Raw genomic sequence first — 18,654 nt, 5'->3', positions numbered from 1 at the left:
CGCCGCCGACGCAGACGCCGCCGACGCAGACGCCGCCGACGCAGACGCCGCCGACACAGACGCCGCCGGCTGTTCCATCGGCTTCAGGGTCGCTGTCAGCAGCGTCCGTCGCTAATCCATCGGTGTCAACGGGCGTTATTCTGAATATTAATCTGGCTAATTTCAATGGTGCCGGCAAACAAATTTATGGCTACCAGGTCGATGTCGAGTTCGATTTGGTTAAAGAATCCGACACGCCGAAGCTGATCTTTAACGATGATGAATTTAAGGATACTGCAAAGTCCTATCGGAAGAACGAACTGTTCAAAACGGAGCCGGGAGCGGACTGGGCTCTTCCTTACACGGCGGAATCGGTCGACTACTATTTCTGGAATCGCAACGCTGCAGCTACGACCGGCAAGCTTACCTATGCAGTGGTTAAATTTACGGGCGATCCGGTCGCGATCGGTTCAACCCAATCCGTTGTGCAGCTGCCTTTCCTGCTGAAGCGCATCAATGCAGCGGCGCTTCCTGCACCGAAGTTCAAGGTGACGGTTACCGCCGTCGACAGTGCAGGGAACATCATGATCAAGACGGAGAACACGGTAACCTTGACGATTGCGCCTGCTGCCGGATTGCCGGGCTAACCGAATAAACAAGACAAGCACAAGGAGTTTGCCATGAACAAGCTAACGAAACGCGCCGCTACCGCCGTGCTCGCCGCCTTGCTGGCGGTTCCCGGGTCGGGCTGGGCTGCGCCGGACGGCGAAGATGCCGTACTGACATCCATTCCTTTATATGAGGTTTCCACCCTGTCCGGAACCGGTGAACTGGGCGAAGCCGACGGGCCCAACGGTTCGGCTGCTTATCGCCAACCCGTGGCCGTTCAAGCGAAAGCTGACGGACAGCTGCTGATTGCCGATGCCGGCAATCAGCGAATTCGCGTCGTGCAAAACGGAATGACGGACACGGTGGCCGGGATCGAGATCGGTGTGGACCAATACGGGTTTCTGATCGGCAGCCTGATTAACGGCAAAGCTGACGAGGCAGCCTTCCAGGCCCCGTCGGGGCTTGCGATTGACGCAAGCGGCCGGACCATTATTGCCGATATGAACAATAATGCGATCCGTTCGCTGTCGGCAGACGGGAAAGTGACTACTATTGCAGGCAACGGTCTCATCGGTACCGCCGACGGCGCGGGCGCCGATGCGCGGTTCGACCGTCCGCTCGACGTTGCCGTTACGGCATCCGGCGTTATTTATGTAGCGGATACGCTGAATCACACCATTCGCCGAATCTCGAACGGGACGGTCACGACTGTTAACGCACCCTCCACTCGCGTCGTCGAATATTTCCCCGGTGCTGTGGAACCGGCCGGCGACTTCGCCGACGGCCCGATCGCCCAAGCGAAGTTCAACGAACCGAGCGGTCTGGCGCTGGATGCCGAAGGCAACCTTTACGTGAGCGATACGGGCAATCAACGGATCCGCTACATCGATTTCGCCAAAGGTACGGTAACTACGGTTGCCGGCAGTTCGGAGTTGACGTACGGAAAAACCGACATTTATGCGCAAGGCGACTATAAGGACGGCAAAGCGTCCGAAGCGCTGTTCAACGCGCCGCGCGGTCTGGCGGTAACCCCCGATGGCGGACTTTTAATCGCCGATTCGCTTAATCATGTTATCCGCTACCTGAAGGACGGCAAGGTCGTAACGGTGGCGGGCACGGCGACCGAGACGAGCAAGCTTGACGGGCTCGCCCCCTATGCGGGCTTCAACGTGCCGACCGATGTCGCATGGCTCGGCAACGGCGCCTTCGCGGTCGCCGATACGGGCAACAACCGCATTCGGATTGTGAAGCCTTATGAGAAGCCGCCCGGTCTAAAGGCCGGAGCAAAGATCCGCATCGTTTATAACAAAGAGATTGTCGTTACGGATGCCGATCCGGTAGCGGAGAACGGGACGATATTCATCCCGATCCCCGTCATCAGCGGGAAACTCGGTTATACGGCGGATGCCGGTGCGGGCAATGCGGCTACACTGACACGGGGGGACGCAGCCTATAAGGTAACCGCCGGCTCCAAAACGGTCGTGTACACGAAGAAAGGCGAGCCTGCCGAGACGATTCAACTGCCGGCCGCACCTTTGGTGATAAATAACCGGTTATACCTGCCGGTCCGTTTCTTCGCCGAGCAGATCGATCTGGACGTGCAATGGTTAAGCGACGTTAAAGCGGTTTTGCTGAGGGATAAGCTGAAGTAATCCGCTGTAATAGTAAACGAAAGGCCGTCCGCGCTAACCGGACGGCCTTTCTGCCGATATGAACCATTATTAGGACCGCGAGCAGGGATCGGGATGGGGGGATGCGAAGACGAGTCTGACCGTTCCGGTTGCCGGCATGATCTTCAGCCGTTAAAAATAAGCAACAGCGCCATCGCGACGACGACGGCGGCGATCGAAGCGCCGATCCAAATCAGAGCCTTCTTGTTCACTTCCTCTTTCGGTTTCCGTTTCATTGCCGGCGGTTTTCTGCGGGCGGTGCTCATGGCGATCATCCTCTTTTCCACAAATTCTAAGCCCATTGTAACCGGTTTCCGCTACAGCCGCAACCGTCCGATTCGTGACGTTTCGGTGTCTTTGGGCCAAACACGTCTTTCCTTTTTTTGCTGAAAAAGCTAAACTGTTCGTTAGAGCCAAACAGCGGAAGTGGAGATGAAGACGAGATGTTGTATCGGAAAGTGGGAAAGCCTTTTTTGTTCAAGCTCGATCCGGAACGTGCGCACCATTTGGTCATCGACGGCCTGCATGCGGCAGCCCGGGTGCCCGGCATGACCGGGCTGCTGCGCGGCATGTACGGCGTCAAGGCATCGCGGGAGCTGGCGGCGGAAAGGTTCGGCATTCGCTTCGCGCATCCGGTCGGACTGGCGGCGGGGCTGGACAAAAACGCGAAAGCGGTCGAAGGCTTCGCAAGCATCGGCCTGTCGTTCCTGGAGGTGGGAACGGTAACCCCTAAAGGCCAGCCGGGCAACGAGCAGCCGAGGCTGTTCCGTCTGCCGCCGGACGAAGCGCTCATCAACCGGATGGGCTTCAACAATGAAGGCGCGGATGCGGTGGCGGAAAGGTTAAAGCGCCTTAAGCGCCGCGAGGTGCCGATCGCGGTCAATATCGGCAAGAACAAAACGACGCCGAATGAGTCGGCGCATGAAGATTACAAGGCTTGCCTGCGCATCCTTTATCCTTACGGCGACTTCTTCGTCGTCAACATCAGCTCGCCGAACACGCCGGATTTGCGCGCGCTGCAGCATGGCGACGACCTGAAGCTGCTGCTTGCGGAAGTGACGGGGGAAATGAAGGCGCAAGCGGCCAAGCAAGGCGGCCTGCCCAAGCCGGTGCTGGTCAAAATAGCCCCGGATATGTCGGACGAGCAGCTTGGGCACACGGTCGATGCGATTGCGGCGAGCGGCGTCAGCGGCATCATCGCGACGAACACGACCGTCTCCCGGGAAGGGTTGACGCATGCGCGCGCATCCGAAACGGGCGGGCTCAGCGGATCGCCGCTCAGGAGCCGTTCGACGGAGGTTGTGAGGGCCGTATACCGGCAAACGGGCGGCAAGCTGCCGATTATCGGCTCCGGCGGCATCTTTACGGCGGAGGACGCATACGATAAAATCCGCGCGGGAGCGTCGCTCGTCGAAGTGTACACGGCGCTCATTTATTTGGGACCGGGAGCGGTACGGGATATAACGGACGGTCTAGCGCGGCTGCTGAGAAGGGACGGCTTCGGCTCCGTGACGGAAGCGGTCGGCGCGGATCATCATTAACCAGGCAGGAGGCGGCGGTATGGACGGCCGGGATTGGAACCTCTTTTTATTTCCTTACGAACAGGCCGTGGAGGAATTGAAGGTCAAATTCAAAACACTTCGCGGCGAATTGAAGACACGGGAGGCTTACTCGCCGATTGAATTCGTTACCGGAAGGGTAAAGAAGATTTCGAGCATTTTCGAGAAAGCGAAACGGCTGAACGTGCCGATGGACCGGATCGAGACGGGGATTGAGGACATCGCGGGCATCCGCATCATGTGCCAGTTCGTCGAGGACATCCAAACAGTTGCGGACTCGATCCGCAAGCGCAAGGATTTGCTGCTCGTCTATGAGAAGGACTATATAACGAATTACAAGGAAAGCGGGTACCGCAGCTTCCATATGATCGTCGAATATCCGGTACAGACGGCGCTGGGGTTGAAAAAGGTGTTGGCGGAAATCCAGCTTCGGACGCTGGCGATGAACTTTTGGGCCACGATCGAGCATTCGCTCAACTATAAATATAAGGAAAGCTTGCCGCACGATGTGCGGGAACGCCTTAAGAAAGCGGCTGAAGCCGCCTTCCAGCTCGATACGGAAATGTCCAGCATCCGCCAGGAAATCGTCGATGCGCAGCGGGGATTCGAGGAAAGCTCCAATGTCGTATCGAAAGTGCTGTCCGGCATTCAGGATCTGTATTTCTTCCACCGCGTCCGCGAGGCGGCGCAATACCAGCTGCGGTTCAACGAGCTGTGGGAGCAGGAGGATATCTGGGGGCTGAAGCAGCTGTCCGACGATATTCAGGCCTCGATCGCGCGGGCGAAGCGGGGCGGCAATGCCTGAAGCCGCGTATGACGGGCGCTTCGTCCATTTCGTTGTGCTGTTCAATGTGGACGAGGATTATTTCGAGTGCCATGAGGTAATGGAGGAGCTTTGGCTCGAGGAAGGACGAAATCTGCTGTATCAGGGGCTGCTTCAGGTGGCGGTCGGCCTGCACCATTGGCGCAACGATAACCGGTCGGGGGCGGTGAAGCTGTTCACCGCCGCATTGGAGAAGCTCGCCGGCTATGCCGACGTCGAGCTGGGGCTGGACCTTGGCCGCCTGAAATCGGATACGCGTCTGGCGCTCGCCGCGCTGACGGCCTACCGGGCTGCGGAGGCGGAGGCCGGCAGGACGGGGGCAGGCCGACCGAAGCCTCCGCCTTTTCAGCCGTACCGGATTGCCGTACTGGATCCGGTGCTTGCCGCTCTGGCGGACGAGCTTGCCGCCGTTCCGTTGGAAGAGCGGCTGCACGGGGAAGAGGATTGAGGGGACGTACATAAAAAATCCGTGAAATGCTGCTGCCCAGAATGATACGCGGTAGGACGCAGCGAACAAAAACGAGAAAAGCATGAACGCGGAAAGCAGGGTTACTTACATGAGCATCCGGCTGCCGAAGCCGTTTTTGGATAAAATGGAGCGCCTGCTCGGGGACGAGTACGGCGAATGGCTCGCTTCGTACGGGCAAAAACGCCGGTACGGCATGCGCGTCAATACACTGAAAGTGACGCCGCAAGCTTTTTTGCGCATGACGCCCTGGGCGGACCGCCTGTCGCCGATCCCTTGGACGCCTGAAGCGTTCTACTATGAAGAGACCGACCGCCCCGGCAAGCATCCGCATTATCATGCCGGCCTCTACTATATACAGGAGCCGAGCGCGATGGCGCCGGCGGAGCTGCTCGGCGTCAAGCCGGGCGATCGGGTTCTGGACCTGTGCGCGGCGCCCGGGGGCAAATCGACGCAGCTTGCCGCCAAGCTGCAGGGCAGCGGCCTGCTGGTGTCCAACGACAATGCCAGGGAACGTACGAAGGCGCTGGCGAAAAATATCGAGCTGGCGGGCGTCCGCAACGCCGTTGTGCTGAACGAGGAGCCGGCGGCGCTGGCGGGCGCGTTCGGCGCCTTTTTCGATAAAGTGCTGGTGGACGCGCCATGCTCGGGAGAAGGGATGTTCCGCAAGGACGAATCGATGGTCGCCCAATGGGAGAAGCATTCGGTGGAGCGATGCTCGCTGATGCAGCGCGACATCCTCAAGCATGCGGCCGAGCTGCTGGCGCCCGGCGGCACGCTGGTATACTCGACCTGCACGTTCTCCCCGGAGGAAAATGAGGCGCAAATCGCCGCTCTGCTGACCGAGCGCGAGGATATGGAGATCGTTCCGGTCGAGCTCGATTACGGCTGGACGCCGGGCCGGCCGGACTGGGCGGCGGGAGCAGGCGGCGAACCGGCGCGGAGCCTGTCGCCCGAAGCCGTGCCAGCCGTGGCAGGCACCGTCCGGATCTGGCCGCACCGGGCCCCTGGCGAGGGACATTACGCCGCGGTGCTGAGAAAGCGCGGCGATGGATACGGGGAGCGGCCGGCATACGGGGAAGAGGAGTGGGCGCGCGAGTCCGTGACGGCGCCGAGCCTGACCAAAGCGGAGCGGCAATATGAGAAAACCGCCGTCCGATCGGCGGAAGCCGCGGCCGGACGCAGCAAACAGAAGGACAGGCTGCGCTCCGGGCGGGAGAGCGGCCGCGGCAAGGATCGGGGACGGGACAAGCAGCTGCGTCACGATGGTACGATCGGTGAGGATGCCGCGCTCGCGATGTGGCGGACGTTCGCGGGCCGAGCGATTCCCGGCGCGTCCGCATGGCCCGGCCGGTTGACGGTGTTCGGCTCCCGGGTTTACCTGCAGCCCGAAGGGCTGCCGGGATTGGCCGGCTTGAAGGTCGTCCGGGCAGGCTGGTACCTCGGCGAAGCCGGGACGCACCGGTTCGAGCCTTCGCAGGCGCTTGCGATGGGGCTTGCGAAGGCGGAAGCGGCGCTGACGCTCGATTTGGACGGCGGCGGCGAGGACGTCCTGCGTTACCTGAAGGGAGAGACGCTGCATATCGAGGCTTCCAGGCTTGGCGAAACCGGAACCGCCGCGACCGGCGAACCGGCCGGCGGACACGTGCTGGTGTGCGCGGACGGTTTTCCTCTCGGTTGGGGCAAATGGAGCGGAGGCATGCTCAAGAACGAGCTGGCGCCCGGATGGAGGTGGATGGGGTGACGAAACGGATGCGGTTGGACAAAATGCTGGCCAACATGGGCTGCGGTTCGCGAAGCGAAATCAAGACGGTTGTCCGCCAGGGCAAAGTTTCGGTGAACGGTCTTATAGTGAAGGACAGCGGATTGCAGATCGACCCGAAGGCCGATGACGTCGAGTTCGACGGGGAAAGGGTACGGTTCCGCGATATCGTTTATTTGCTGATGAACAAGCCGCAAGGCGTTGTATCCGCAACGGAGGACACGCGTGAACGGACCGTGCTTGATTTATTGAAGCCGGAGGATCGGCTGCTGCAGCCTTTTCCGGTAGGGAGGCTCGACAAGGACACGGTGGGACTGCTGCTGCTGACGAACGACGGGCAGCTGGCGCACGAGCTGCTCTCTCCCCGCAAGCACGTCGACAAAACGTATGAGGCGCTGGTCAGAGGGACGGTGGGCGAAGCGGACCGCCAGGCGTTCGCGGCCGGCGTGACGCTGGACGACGGTTATGTGACGATGCCCGCAGAGCTTGCGGTAGTGCGGACTGCCCCCGGAGGAGATGAGGATCCGGGGCCTGTGTCCGAGATCTCGCTGACGATCCGTGAAGGCAAGTTTCATCAAGTCAAGCGCATGTTCGAAGCGGTCGGCAAAAAGGTGCTGTTCCTAAAGCGGGTGGCGATGGGGCCGTTGAAGCTGGACGAGCAGCTCGCGCCCGGTTCGTACCGGGAGCTGACGGATGAGGAGCTGAATGCGCTGAAGACGCATCGGAATAGCGGGAAGGAATAAAGAGGACGGCGCGCCTGCCGATCCGGCAAGCGCCTCGGCGTTGGGATGCCGGATTGGACAGCATTGGCGTGCACACGGCAAAACCGCCGGGGGTGTTGCCGCCCCGGCGGTTTTGCCGCTGTTCAAGAATCGATTACAGCACGATTGCGCGGGAAACGATAACCAGCAAAATGAAAAGGACCAGGATTACCCCTACAGAAGTAAAGCCGCCGTAGTGACCCATTCTAATTCCTCCCAAGTCATTTTTGTTTTCCGGTTCGGCCTTCTAACCGGTCGCGGTTCGTTCGGCCTTTCGGAATACTTCATTTTATGACGGGAGGAAGGATCCGTTTGGACGCATAACCCTGTCCGGATCGATTTGGTTGTTTGTCCGCGTGCAGGCATGCCGGAAACGCGTTTGCGCGGATGGGCGTCCGGAAGGCGGCATTGCATTGCGCTTCCCCCGTCACGTCACGGCCGGCGAAGCCCCTTGGGCAAATGGTTTTTGACTTGTTCGCCGCTTGCTTTGCCCCAGCCCAGCGGCTTGCCGTCCACCGCGACCAAGCCCCAGCCGGAGGAGCCGGCCATTACGGGGAGCGTTTCGCCCCGCAGGTATGCGGAGAGCTCGGGGGCCTCCGGCGGATAAGATTGCACCCATGCCGCCGCTTCCTCTGCCGCATGCATGGCCAGCGCATGGGCAGGCTCGAAACGGCCTTTGCGGACGTCGCCGAGATGCAGCCCGGGACGGGCGACGCGCAGCCCATGCAGGGCGTCCTTGCCGAACCGTCCACGGCTGTCATGCGGCAGCCAATAAAGGGCGTCCCCGAAACGCAGCGGCTCGCCCGGTCCGAGTCCGGCAAAGCCCGGCAGCGATTCGTCGGCGAAGCCTTGAAACAAAGCAAGGTCGGCGCCGGATTCGGCAGCGTCTTTGCCGCGGCTTTTTCGTCCCGCCCGGCCGGAGTTTGAATGCATGCGGGAAGCCGCACCCAAATCCGCATTCGGCATTCCGTCATCGGACTTGGCGAGCAGGGCGACGAAGTGGCCCTCGCCGCGATCGCGGTGCGGCCAGATCCGCTCGATGCGGCGCAACTCGAAGGAAGGGTGGCGCCGCGCGAAAGCCGCGATCGTGTCCTCGTTCTCCGACCGGTTGAACGTACAGGTCGAATAGACGAGCGTGCCGCCCGGCTTCAGCATGACGGCCGCGTGATCGAGAATGTCCGCCTGGCGGGCGGCGCACATGTCGACATGTGCCGGCGACCACTCCTTGACCGCGTCCGGATCTTTGCGGAACATGCCTTCCCCCGAACAGGGGGCGTCCAGCATGATCCGGTCGAAAAAGGCCGGGAAACGGGCGGACAGCCGATCCGGCGGTTCGTTCGTCACGACCGCGTTGCGGATGCCGAGCCGCTCCACGTTTTCGCTTACGATTTTCGCCCGGGCGGGATGGATTTCATTCGCGATCAGCAGGCCGGAGCCGTTCATTTTACCGGCGATTTGCGACGTTTTGCCGCCGGGGGCGGCCGCCAGGTCGAGAACCGTTTCGCCCGGAGCGGGCGCCAGCAGCTCGGCCGCCGACATAGCGGACGGCTCCTGTATGTAATAGAGGCCCGCCGCGTGATACGGATGCTTGCCCGGACGGGCCGTCTCGTCGTAGTAATAGCCGGTCGGGCACCAGGGAACGGGCTCGAGCCGGAAAGCTTCCTCCAGGTTGCGGAACGGAGCCGAGACGCGGTTCAGCTTCAGCGGATTGAGACGAAGTCCAAATACGCGCTCGTCCTCGTAGCTGCGCAGAAAGGACTCCGCCTCCGGCAAGCCGAGCAGGCTCCTCATTTGTTCGATATAGGGTTCGGGCAACGCCACGAAGCAGCACTCCTTTTGTCGCCAATGTTCGGCTTGACACCGATTCGATTATACCAGACTTTGCAGGACGGCCGGACATGCAAAACGGCCCCTTCCTCGGGGGAAAGGGCCGTTCGTTCATGCCGCGCATGCGCTTCAATAGAGCGAGATCGTCAGCGTATCTTTCTCGTTAATCGCGTGAAGGGTCGCCTCGCTGCCCGATATTTCGACGCTGATCAGCGAGAGGATGCAGTTCTTGACGGCCGTCTTGCCGGTTTCGAGCTTCCGGTTCAATACCTCGCCCAATTTATCGAGCGCTTTTTTGTTGTTGGATTCATTCAGATACACGGGAATAATTTTATTTTGAAGGGAGATCATCGTTTTCATCTGTAACATCACTCCTTACATTTTCCGATCTGTACTTAGTATAACGAATAATGCTTAAAAATGTCTTAAAATTTAGGAGCGAATTGTCTATTAAAGCGGTAATTTTCAAAAAACGTTCACATTCTGGATGGATTTGCTCTTCAAAAAAGAAGGATGTTCTCAGGGGCGGCCGCGTTTGAAACCGACCGGCCGGTTGTTAAGTATTAAATAGGGATCATGTTTCAAGGGAGTGGATGCCATGAAAGTACGTACGCGTATGATCGCTGCCGTCGTGCTCGTCACCTTGCTGTCCGGCTGCTCGCTCGTGGAAGGCGTGCGGCAGATTGACCAGACGCTTGATTATACCAATGAGGCCGCCTCCTACGTTGCCGGCGCGGCCGCTTGGGCGGAGTCGATCCCTGCCATGGTGGAGCGCGCGGCAACCGATCCCGCTGCCAGAGACGGCCTGATCCGTGAATTGGAGAGCATCCGGAGCCGGATCGAGCGGTTCAACGGATTGGATGCGCCGCAGGCTGCCCAGGATATTCACCGCCGAATCGTCGGATACAACGAGACGCTCCAGCAGGATATCGGAGCGTTTTTGGAGAAGCTAAACGGAGATATCCGGAACTTCGATCAGGCTTACCTCGAATCGGGCATCGGCCGGACGCTCGGGGAGATAGCCGAATTGATCGGAACCATTCAAAATCTGGGCAAAGAATAGGCGGGGGAGCCGGGAAGGAACGGTCGAATCGTGAAGTTGAACATTATGGACGCGCGCCTGACTTTTTCGAAAGAGGACGGTTACGTCGGCTATGTCCATTTCGAGGCCGAAGGCCACAAGCAGGCTTATGAAATGACGCTGCAGAAGAAGAACGGCAAAGAATGGTCGTACGGCCTGTTTTTCCTGAACGCCTCGGGCGATGAGGAGCAGCTGTACCAGGTGGAAGAGCTGATCGAAGAAAGCGACGAGACCTTTGACGAGCTGGTGGATGCCGCGAAACGAACATTGGACGAATCGTAGCAGGTCCGCACCGAAAAAACACGCTCCGACGGCGTGTTTTTTTGCAATTTTTCAGACACCCCATATTGTGGAAAGCCGCAAAACGACTTACAATAAAAATACACATAGACTGGGAACGGCCGCACATACGCGCCATCAAGCGGGAAAGGAGGAACGGGGGCTTGTTTAAACCCGAACATTAACGGGTAATAGGATGGGAGAATCCAGCCCGTGCGGAATCATCCGTAACTTCATGTTGGAGGGTGAACGAAACATGGATACCATCGTCGTTAAACGCGCTTCGCTGAAGGAAGTGGATTACGTGAACGATCTATTCGATCAATATCGAATATCGGGCAGAAGATGCACGGCCACCTTGCCTGGAAGGGACGATCTGGAGGAAATGCTCGAAGGCCGGGGCTATATTGTTCTGGTCGCCGTCAAACCATACAGGGGTGTGCTGCATTATCTCGGTTACGCGCAACTGTCGCCTGTCGTATCCGCAAGCGGGGAGAAGGATTGGGGGCTGGGCGAGCTGTTTGTCCTGCCGGAGGCCCAACATAACGGAGTTGAGAAAGCGCTTTTAGCCGCCGTGATGAATTACACGAAGCGGAAGGATGCGCTTGAACTGCTTTCAGAGGCTGCAAGCCACAGCGATGCCATCAAGGAATTGTACGAGTCGAAGGAATATGCCGGCAACGCCTGAGCGATCGGGGCGACATAGGAAGCGGCTTCGGCCCCCGATGGGAGGCGAAGCCGCTTTTTTGGTGCGGTTAGAGGGCCGCCGCTTCATAGAGCGCATAAGCGGCGAGTCCGATGAGGACAAGATGCGCGGGGTAGAACGTTCGCCAGACCATGCGCGGGATCGGGAGCTTGTCTATCTTATGCAGCACGTAGGGCGCATACACGATCAGAAAGGTGGAGAAAATGCTGAAAATCTGGATAACCCAATCTGCGAGCGCCATGAAAACAAGATTCAGCAAGAAATGAAGCGCCGCCGTCGTGTGGTCACGCGTATACCGGTAAATATAGACGAGCAGCAGCGCGTAAACGCCGTAGTTGAACGGAAGCAGCACAAGCAGAACGCTCGCGGCGGCGCCGATCGCAATGACCGCGAGCGGATGCTTGAAGCGGTCGGCGAGCCAAAGCGCCAGCAAGCAGACGATCAGCGTGCCGGCAACGTTGATGTCATCGCCGCCTACCGCCCACTGGTACGGGAGTTGCGACACGAGCGCGACCACCGTCAGCCGCATCAGGTAGCGGGGGACGCTGCGGGTTCGCCGGTAACCGATCACGAGCGCATAGGCATACAGCGGAAAAGCGATACGTCCTACATAACGCCAGCTTTCGTCATCCGGGAAAAAGGCGATGCCCATATGATCGATCAGCATGGTCAGCATGGCCAGCAGCTGCAACGGACTCACCTCCTAGGAAAATTGTCGCGGAATGCCGCATGATGCCATTATAGCCGAATGAAATTGGCGATAAAAGACTTTTGCCGGAAGTTTCCCCTCAAAACGTTTCCTGAAACGCGTATTACGTGTTACACTTGGTGAAGGACGGCGGCTGTCTCGGCGTTCCGATTCGCTCCATTCCATGACCGGGAGGTATCGCAATGGACAATTGTATGCTGGCAAGCAAGCCGGCTCTCAACTTGGCGGGCATCAGCTATTCCGGACCTTATTCCACGTTCCCGGACGAGGCGATCCGCCTGCAGGGCGACTTTCTGTCGCGCAAGCATGAGCTTAACGACGCCGTAAAGTCGCCGGTTTTGTTCAGCCCGTATTTCGGCAATGAGGTGTTCGCGACATACTGGGCGTGCAGCGAGGTGCACCATCTGGAAGAGGTTCCGGAAGGAATGGCGCAGTTCACGATTCCCGAGCACGATTATGCCGTGGTCGCCACAACGAACAAGCGGATCGGCGAAGGCTATGAGCAATTAATCGCCTGGATGAATGAACGGAAATTGGAGAAGCATGAGAACGCGCTGGCGATCGAAGTATTCTATATCGACGACCATTTGGACGAGGAGCCGGTGGAGCTGTGGATACCGGTGAAGAACGCCCGGGAATAAAAAGCGGAAACGAAGGGAATCGGCTTTTCCGGCATAGACTCCTGTGCTGAACTGCAGCCGCGACCATTTCCGGCACTCTCGCGTGTTCGGGATCTGTCGACGGTCGCTTAGGTAAAAAAGCCTTCCGTATCTTGTTGTTCGAGAACGGAAGGCTTTTTGGCGTGCGCGTTGGGCGGGCATGCGGGCGCGGGCCGTTCAGCCTGTTTCGGGCGATGCCTTTGCACGTGGCGGCCGGTAGGCCGTCACTTTATTTTTGCCGCTTTGCTTGGAGGCGTACATCGCCTCGTCGGCCTGCTTGAGCGCCTCCTCGACGGACACGCCTTCCGCAACGCTGCTCCAGCCGATGCTGAGCGTTACGGGCGTTTCCGCCTCAACCCGCTTGCGGATCGCTTCGGCGATCTCGGCGGGCTTCAGGCCGGGACGCGCAACCGCCGCCACCAGTTCTTCGCCGCCGTATCTGCCCGCGGCTCCGCTCCCCGCCAGCTCGTCGGCCAGAATGGCAGCCACCTGCCGGAGCGCGATGTCCGCCTGCTGATGGCCTTCGGTATCGTTAAGCCGCTTGAAGTTGTCGATATCGCAGAACAGCACCGAGACGCGCAGTCCCCGGCTTGCATAACGGTTCGCGACCTTCAGGAAATGGCGCCGGTTGTACAAGCCCGTCAAGCCGTCGCGAATCGAAGAGGCATAAACCGATTGCAGCCGGTCGACGACACGTTCGAACAGCAGCATGAAAACAATCGCATAATAGATGGGAGGCATCACGGCGGCGCCGGCAGCGATCCATTCCTGTCCTGCGGCCCCTGCATCGAAACCTCCGGCGGCGAGGAACAGTTGGCCGATGAATACGGCGGCGACGGACGCCGCGTATTTCGTTTTTTGGCCGATATCCGGCAGGACGATAACGAGCATCAGCACGGTCGATGTAATCGCGGCCAGGCCGACCGGCTGCAGCATGAAGGTGCCCGCGGCCGGAAGGACGGACCGCACCGTGTCTGTATACGCCTGAGCCGTGACCGCTCCGGCCGCGCCGAGGAACAAAAAAGCGAAGGCGATTCGGTTTCTTGGGCGCATCGGGGTATACAGTTCCAGTAGGCCAGCGTTTATAATAAGAAAAGAGAACAGCCGCATGCCTTCGCTGACGAGAGCCGGCGTCCCCGCGCCTGCGAGCGGTCCCGCAGCCGGAACAAGAGCAAGAGCGGCGCCTATGATCAGCGATAAATACGCGCGCTGCCGCCGGTTGCGGCGGCGGAGCAAGACGGACATGAGCAGCAGCAAAATGACGGTCGTTACGGCCGCCGCGGAAGCGGCCGCCGCGCCTAGCGGCCCGGCCAGCCAAGCGATGGGATTCATGGCATTTTTCCTTTCGTCGCTTTGTTCTGAGGTTGGCTTTACAGAAACATATGTTCTAATATATCATAACTTTGGCAGGTTCGAAACGACAGGTTCGAAATGTCTGCCGGGAAGAGGAAAGCCGATGGAAATTTTACAAGCGTTGTTTTTTCCCCCTGAGCAGCCTGGCGGCGTATCTTCTATGGTGCCGTACATCCAGGAGCGTTTCAACAAAATGGGGTGGAGCATGGAGCTGTTTTCCCTTCCGAAGCGGATTCGCGGCAAAGGCGACGAGGATTACACGTTCGAGACGTTCGACGTTTCGCAATTCGCCGGCAGCCCGATCGTCGACAAATACAGGCAAACGCTCCGCGACTATATTTGGTGGACGAAAATGCGGATTGCGAAGCGGTATGATCTCATCCACGCCCATCATCCGATCGCCGCGCTTGTGATGAAACGCTTGTTTCCGGATACGCCCGTCATCATGACGATTCACTCCAGCTACGAGCGGGAGCTGATTCTTAACGGTCGAATCGCCGAGGGCAGCGTGGAGCATCGTTTCCTGACCTCGATATACGGCGAGCTGGAGGCCAAGGTCGACCGGCTGCTGACGGTGTCGGAATCGTTCCGCGCTTATATGGCGCCGTACGTTAAGGATGCTTCCGCGATCGGCGTCATTCCGAACGGCTTCGACGAGAAACGGTTCAAGCCGGTGTCCCACGAGAACGAGGTGCCGCAGCTGATCACCGTCTGCCGCCTTGTGCCGGCCAAAGGGCTGGATGTGCTGCTTCACGCATGCGCGGGTTTGAAGCGGAAAGGCTATCCGTTCGTGCTTCACATCATCGGAGACGGACCGATCCGCGAGGAGCTTGAGGCATTGGCGTCCCGGCTCGGTTTGTACGACGACATTATTTTTTACGGTTATATGCTGCATCCGGAAGAATTCATGCCCTTCTTCGACATCTTCGTCCTCCCGTCCCGCGCGGAAGCGTTCGGCTCGGTGTTTGCCGAGGCGGCGTTATGCTGGCTGGCGCTCGTGGGGACGAATGTCGGGGGCATCGCGGAACAGATCGAGGACGGCGTCAACGGGCTGCTCGTGCCGCCGGACGATCCGGAGGCGCTCTGCCTGGCGCTGGAGAAGCTTGTGTCCGACCCCAGTTTCCGGTATAACATGGCCCGGGCCGCATGGGACAAGGCGAAGAAGGTGTACTCGCTGCAGCGCGTCATTTCGCAGCTGAAAGCCGTTTATACGGCGTACCCCGCTGCGCCGTCCGGGCCGGCTCAGGCGCAGGCGCAGACAGGCTCGGAGGAGGAATCGCGGTGAGCGTTCCGTTTCGCTTTATTCACGCGGCGGATTTGCATCTCGACAGCCCGTTCAAAGGGCTGGGTGAAGCGCCTCCCGCCGTCCGTCAGGCGCTGGCGGACTCCACGTTCGAGGCGCTGCGCCGGCTGACGGCGGCGGCCGTGTCGGCAAAAGCCGATTTCGTGCTGCTCGCCGGCGATCTGTTCGATGCGGCGGATCGTTCGCTGCGCGCGCAGGCCGTACTGCACCAGCAGTGGGCAAAGCTGCGGGAGCACGGTATCGGCGTGTACGTCATCCACGGCAATCATGACCCGTTGTCCGGCCAGCGGGCACGTTTCGCGGAGATGGAGGGCGTGCATGTGTTCGGCGCGGAACAGTACGAAGGAAGGCCGGCTTACCGGAAAGACGGTGAGCTGGCCGCTTTTGTATACGGGATGTCTTACGTCCGGCGGGCGGTAACCGACAATTTAGCCGCGCGTTATCGGCCTGCGGCGGCCGCGCCGTTCCACATTGCGCTGCTGCACGGCAACGTGGACGGCGATCCGTCGCACGACCCCTATGCGCCTTGCACGCTGGGCGAGCTGGCCGGAGCGGGCTTCGATTACTGGGCGCTCGGCCATGTGCACGATCGGCGGGTGCTGCATACCTATCCCCATGTCGTATATTCCGGGAATACGCAGGGCCGTCATCCCCGCGAGACGGGAGCCAAGGGCTGCTACATCGTCGACGTCGCGGCCGACAAGGCGGTTGAGCTGACGTTCGCGCCGCTCGACGCCGTGCGTTGGACGGCTATACAGGTGGAAATCGCGGGCGTCCGCGAAGAGGCGGCGCTTCTTGACCGGCTGGAAGCGGCTTGCGACATGGCGGCTGCCGAGGCGGAAGACCGCCCGCTGATGGCGACTCTGACGCTGACGGGCGCCGGTCCGCTGCATGCGCGGCTGACCGAGGCTTCTTATCGCGTGGATTTGCTGCACGCTCTGCGGGAGCGTTCGGCGGCTTCCGGCCGGGATCCCGAAGCGAACGAAGCATGGCTGTGGGTGTACAACCTGGAGGCGGGCACGATGCCCGAAACCGACCTCGCGAGATTGGACGGGGAGGACAGCTTTGCGGGCGAGCTGTACCGTCTTGCGCGGCGGATCGCGGCCGATCCGGAGGAAAGTCGAACTCTGGCTGCGGAGGCTATGGCTCCGATGAACGACCATCCGCAGCTTAGGCGGCTGCTGCGGGAATGGCGGTTGACCGGTGAGGAAGAGATGGTGTCGCGCGCCGCCCTGCGCCTGGCCGGAATGCTGGCAACGGAGGAGGAGTCGGAATGAGAATCGTGTCCGCGCAAATCGACGGCTTCGGCAAGCTGCACCGTACGAAGCTTGATCTGGATGCGCCGATCGTGATCGTGCGCGGCCCGAATGAAACGGGCAAAAGCACTCTTTTCGGCTTCGTCCGGGCTATGCTGTACGGCTTCGCGACCCGCGCCAACCCGGTCGAGCGTCAGGAACCGGTATACGGCGGCAGGCACGGCGGGCGTCTTCTGCTTCGGTCGAAGCGATACGGGCTGCTGGCGCTGGAGCGTTATGCCGGTGTGCACGGAGGGAAACCGGCGGTCAGGGCCTACGAGCCGGGCGGCGGAATTTCGGAAGGTTGGAGCGGGGGCTATGCCGCGGGAAAGAACGGTGTACATAAGGGGCTTGCGGCGTCCGGCGGATTGGCGGATCAGGCGGATTCAGGCTTGGTTGGCGCGGCGGATTTGGCGAACTTGGCGGGCAAGACAGGTATGGCAGATGTGTCGGGCGTGCTGGGAGTGTCGCGCATGCCAGACGTATCGGGAGTACCAGGCGCGTCGGGAGCAGCGGGAATGGCGGGACTTCGGGCGGATGCTTTTGCGGTGTTCACCCAGCAGGAGTGGGAGCGGCTGCTGCTCAGCGGCGTCAGCGACCGGGCATTTCGGCAGCTGTTCGCCGTCGGCCTGACGGAGCTGAGAGAAATCGCCGCTTTGCAAGGGGACGAGCTGGGCCGTTATTTGTATCACTCCGGTCTAAGCGGGGGACAGCGCCTTGCCGCCGCAGAGAAGGCGATTCAGCAGGAAATGGATTCGCTTTATAAGCCGCGCGGCGTCAATCAATCCGTCAACCGGCTGCTCAAGGAGATGGAGCAGGCGGAAGCGGGCATCCGACGGCAGCCGGACCATATCGGGCTGTATAACGAGACGGCGGGGGAGCTGGATCGGACGGAGGCGGAGCTGAGGGAGCTTGAGGCCCGTTTGCCTGAGCTGGCGGACGCCGCCGGGATCAGCGCCAAGGCATTGGCGGTGCGGCCGGCATGGATGCGCCTGCAAGCGCTGCGGATCGAGCTGTCCGGCTTGGCCGACCCGCGCCGCCTTCCGCCCGACGCCGATATGAAGTGGCAGGCGTGGACGTTGGAGCGCAATCGTCTGGAGGAAGAGCGGGACCGGCTGGCGGGACTGGCGGAACGCGCGGAGCGGGAGCGCATGAGCATGACCGGCAGCTTTCTTCTGTTGCCGCTGCTCGGCGATGTCGAGCGGCTGCTGCTTTCGGCGGAAACGGTCCAGGCGCTGCGTGCGGAGCGGGGCGTTCTCGAGGCGGAAAAGCGGACGGGCGAAGCGTCGCTTGTTCGGCTGCTGGCATCGATTTCACCGGAGTGGGGAGAGGCGGAGCTGCTTTCTTTTCCCGGCACGGTGGCGGACAGGGAACGGGTTCGCGGCTTCCGCGCATCGATCGGGGAAGCCGAGCTTGAAGCGGCGCGCTGCGCGGAAGCGCTGCGCGGGTTGGCCGAGCAGGAACGCGAGACGCTGCTGGCCGCTCGTCAAACGAACGGTCGGCAGGGCGAACGGATTGCCGGCCGCGAAGATGAGACCCTGCGGGAAGATAACGGAATCGGAAACGGAATCGAAATCGGAATCGCTGACGGAGGAGCAAGCCTTCAGACTCGATCGAACGAAGATTCGCCGTCAGGCGGTACGGAGAAGAGCTTTGCTTTCGTTCCGCAGACGGAGCAAACGCTGCGCCAGGCATGGGAACGATTCGAGGAAGAATTCCGCGAATGGGAACTCGCGGCGGTCCGCGCCGCGCATGAAACGGCGGCGCAAGCCGGGCCGGCCGGCGGCGGGACGCCCGGCCGCGGCATATGGCC

Annotated in this window: 19 protein-coding genes and 1 pseudogene; 14 read left to right on the top strand and 6 right to left on the bottom strand. The window is 60.4% G+C overall.

The annotated features are described in order from the left end of the window. Together RWM61_RS17655 and RWM61_RS17650 are read left to right on the top strand one after the other, a co-directional pair. A pseudogene (locus tag RWM61_RS17655) lies at positions 1-626 on the top strand (hypothetical protein); the annotation flags it as partial. A 33-nt stretch (positions 627-659) separates the two neighbouring features. Then, the gene (locus RWM61_RS17650) at positions 660-2,240 is read left to right on the top strand and encodes a stalk domain-containing protein (protein WP_314003232.1); all 1,581 of its coding nucleotides are present in this window, start codon (positions 660-662) and stop codon (positions 2,238-2,240) included. Between the two features lie 143 nt (positions 2,241-2,383). Here RWM61_RS17650 and RWM61_RS17645 read toward each other — a convergent pair whose 3' ends face one another. Beyond that, positions 2,384-2,560, bottom strand: coding sequence for a hypothetical protein (locus RWM61_RS17645; RefSeq protein ID WP_314003230.1), 177 nt, complete (start codon positions 2,558-2,560; stop codon positions 2,384-2,386). 141 nt (positions 2,561-2,701) lie between these two features. Here RWM61_RS17645 and RWM61_RS17640 point away from each other — a divergent pair, with 141 nt between their 5' ends. The 5 genes from RWM61_RS17640 (at position 2,702) to RWM61_RS17620 (ending at position 7,611) form a co-directional block, all read left to right on the top strand. Continuing rightward, positions 2,702-3,799, top strand: a complete 1,098-nt coding sequence (locus RWM61_RS17640) for a quinone-dependent dihydroorotate dehydrogenase (RefSeq protein ID WP_314003229.1) — start codon at positions 2,702-2,704, stop codon at positions 3,797-3,799. Between the two features lie 19 nt (positions 3,800-3,818). After that, positions 3,819-4,622 (top strand): GTP pyrophosphokinase family protein, encoded by an 804-nt coding sequence (locus RWM61_RS17635; RefSeq protein WP_314003223.1) that lies wholly within the window; start codon positions 3,819-3,821, stop codon positions 4,620-4,622. Continuing rightward, complete coding sequence (locus RWM61_RS17630) at positions 4,615-5,088, top strand: DUF309 domain-containing protein (RefSeq protein ID WP_314003222.1); 474 nt, start codon at positions 4,615-4,617, stop codon at positions 5,086-5,088. Before RWM61_RS17635 ends, RWM61_RS17630 begins: the two co-directional genes overlap by 8 nt. A 109-nt stretch (positions 5,089-5,197) precedes the next feature. Next, positions 5,198-6,850, top strand: coding sequence for an RsmB/NOP family class I SAM-dependent RNA methyltransferase (locus RWM61_RS17625; RefSeq protein ID WP_314003217.1), 1,653 nt, complete (start codon positions 5,198-5,200; stop codon positions 6,848-6,850). Further along, positions 6,832-7,611: a pseudouridine synthase gene (locus RWM61_RS17620; RefSeq protein ID WP_399538935.1), complete on the top strand. Its 780-nt coding sequence runs from the start codon at positions 6,832-6,834 to the stop codon at positions 7,609-7,611. The genes RWM61_RS17625 and RWM61_RS17620 overlap by 19 nt, the downstream gene beginning before the upstream one ends. Before the next feature lie 133 nt (positions 7,612-7,744). Here the strand turns inward: RWM61_RS17620 and RWM61_RS17615 are convergent, their stop codons facing one another. From RWM61_RS17615 to RWM61_RS17605, 3 genes are all read right to left on the bottom strand, one after another. After that, a complete protein-coding gene (locus RWM61_RS17615) occupies positions 7,745-7,834 on the bottom strand; it encodes a YjcZ family sporulation protein (protein WP_314003211.1) in 90 nt (29 codons plus the stop codon). A gap of 227 nt (positions 7,835-8,061) precedes the next feature. Continuing rightward, a complete protein-coding gene (locus tag RWM61_RS17610; protein WP_314003209.1) occupies positions 8,062-9,450 on the bottom strand; it encodes an RsmB/NOP family class I SAM-dependent RNA methyltransferase in 1,389 nt (462 codons plus the stop codon). Between the two features lie 135 nt (positions 9,451-9,585). Then, the gene (locus RWM61_RS17605; RefSeq protein WP_314003206.1) at positions 9,586-9,816 is read right to left on the bottom strand and encodes a 3-dehydroquinate dehydratase; all 231 of its coding nucleotides are present in this window, start codon (positions 9,814-9,816) and stop codon (positions 9,586-9,588) included. Between the two features lie 238 nt (positions 9,817-10,054). Between RWM61_RS17605 and RWM61_RS17600 the strand changes: the two genes are divergently transcribed. The 3 genes from RWM61_RS17600 to RWM61_RS17590 all read left to right on the top strand — a co-directional run bounded on the left by RWM61_RS17600 (position 10,055) and on the right by RWM61_RS17590 (position 11,504). Continuing rightward, complete coding sequence (locus RWM61_RS17600) at positions 10,055-10,519, top strand: DUF6376 family protein (protein WP_314003203.1); 465 nt, start codon at positions 10,055-10,057, stop codon at positions 10,517-10,519. Between the two features lie 30 nt (positions 10,520-10,549). Beyond that, positions 10,550-10,819 carry a hypothetical protein gene (locus tag RWM61_RS17595; RefSeq protein ID WP_314003201.1) on the top strand — a complete coding sequence of 90 codons (270 nt, stop codon included), beginning with the start codon at positions 10,550-10,552 and terminating at the stop codon, positions 10,817-10,819. 253 nt (positions 10,820-11,072) lie between these two features. Next, positions 11,073-11,504: a GNAT family N-acetyltransferase gene (locus RWM61_RS17590; RefSeq protein WP_314003199.1), complete on the top strand. Its 432-nt coding sequence runs from the start codon at positions 11,073-11,075 to the stop codon at positions 11,502-11,504. Between the two features lie 67 nt (positions 11,505-11,571). Here the strand turns inward: RWM61_RS17590 and RWM61_RS17585 are convergent, their stop codons facing one another. Further along, on the bottom strand, positions 11,572-12,213 hold the full coding sequence (locus tag RWM61_RS17585) for a TraX family protein (RefSeq protein WP_314003197.1): 642 nt from the start codon (positions 12,211-12,213) through the stop codon (positions 11,572-11,574). A gap of 200 nt (positions 12,214-12,413) precedes the next feature. Here RWM61_RS17585 and RWM61_RS17580 point away from each other — a divergent pair, with 200 nt between their 5' ends. Then, positions 12,414-12,872: a GyrI-like domain-containing protein gene (locus RWM61_RS17580; RefSeq protein ID WP_314003195.1), complete on the top strand. Its 459-nt coding sequence runs from the start codon at positions 12,414-12,416 to the stop codon at positions 12,870-12,872. Between the two features lie 195 nt (positions 12,873-13,067). Here the strand turns inward: RWM61_RS17580 and RWM61_RS17575 are convergent, their stop codons facing one another. Continuing rightward, complete coding sequence (locus RWM61_RS17575; RefSeq protein WP_314003193.1) at positions 13,068-14,222, bottom strand: GGDEF domain-containing protein; 1,155 nt, start codon at positions 14,220-14,222, stop codon at positions 13,068-13,070. 124 nt (positions 14,223-14,346) lie between these two features. Between RWM61_RS17575 and RWM61_RS17570 the strand changes: the two genes are divergently transcribed. From RWM61_RS17570 to RWM61_RS17560, 3 genes are all read left to right on the top strand, one after another. After that, positions 14,347-15,528 (top strand): glycosyltransferase family 4 protein, encoded by a 1,182-nt coding sequence (locus RWM61_RS17570; RefSeq protein ID WP_314003191.1) that lies wholly within the window; start codon positions 14,347-14,349, stop codon positions 15,526-15,528. Next, positions 15,525-16,823 carry a DNA repair exonuclease gene (locus RWM61_RS17565; RefSeq protein ID WP_314003189.1) on the top strand — a complete coding sequence of 433 codons (1,299 nt, stop codon included), beginning with the start codon at positions 15,525-15,527 and terminating at the stop codon, positions 16,821-16,823. Before RWM61_RS17570 ends, RWM61_RS17565 begins: the two co-directional genes overlap by 4 nt. Continuing rightward, the coding region (locus RWM61_RS17560) for an AAA family ATPase (RefSeq protein ID WP_314003187.1) at positions 16,820-18,654 on the top strand (1,835 nt) is incomplete at its 3' end. The genes RWM61_RS17565 and RWM61_RS17560, both read left to right, overlap by 4 nt.

It is taken from the genome of uncultured Paenibacillus sp. (genome assembly GCF_963515335.1).
Taxonomy (GTDB): Bacteria; Bacillota; Bacilli; order Paenibacillales; family Paenibacillaceae; genus Paenibacillus_I.
This window is presented reverse-complemented; position numbering and strand designations above follow the sequence as displayed.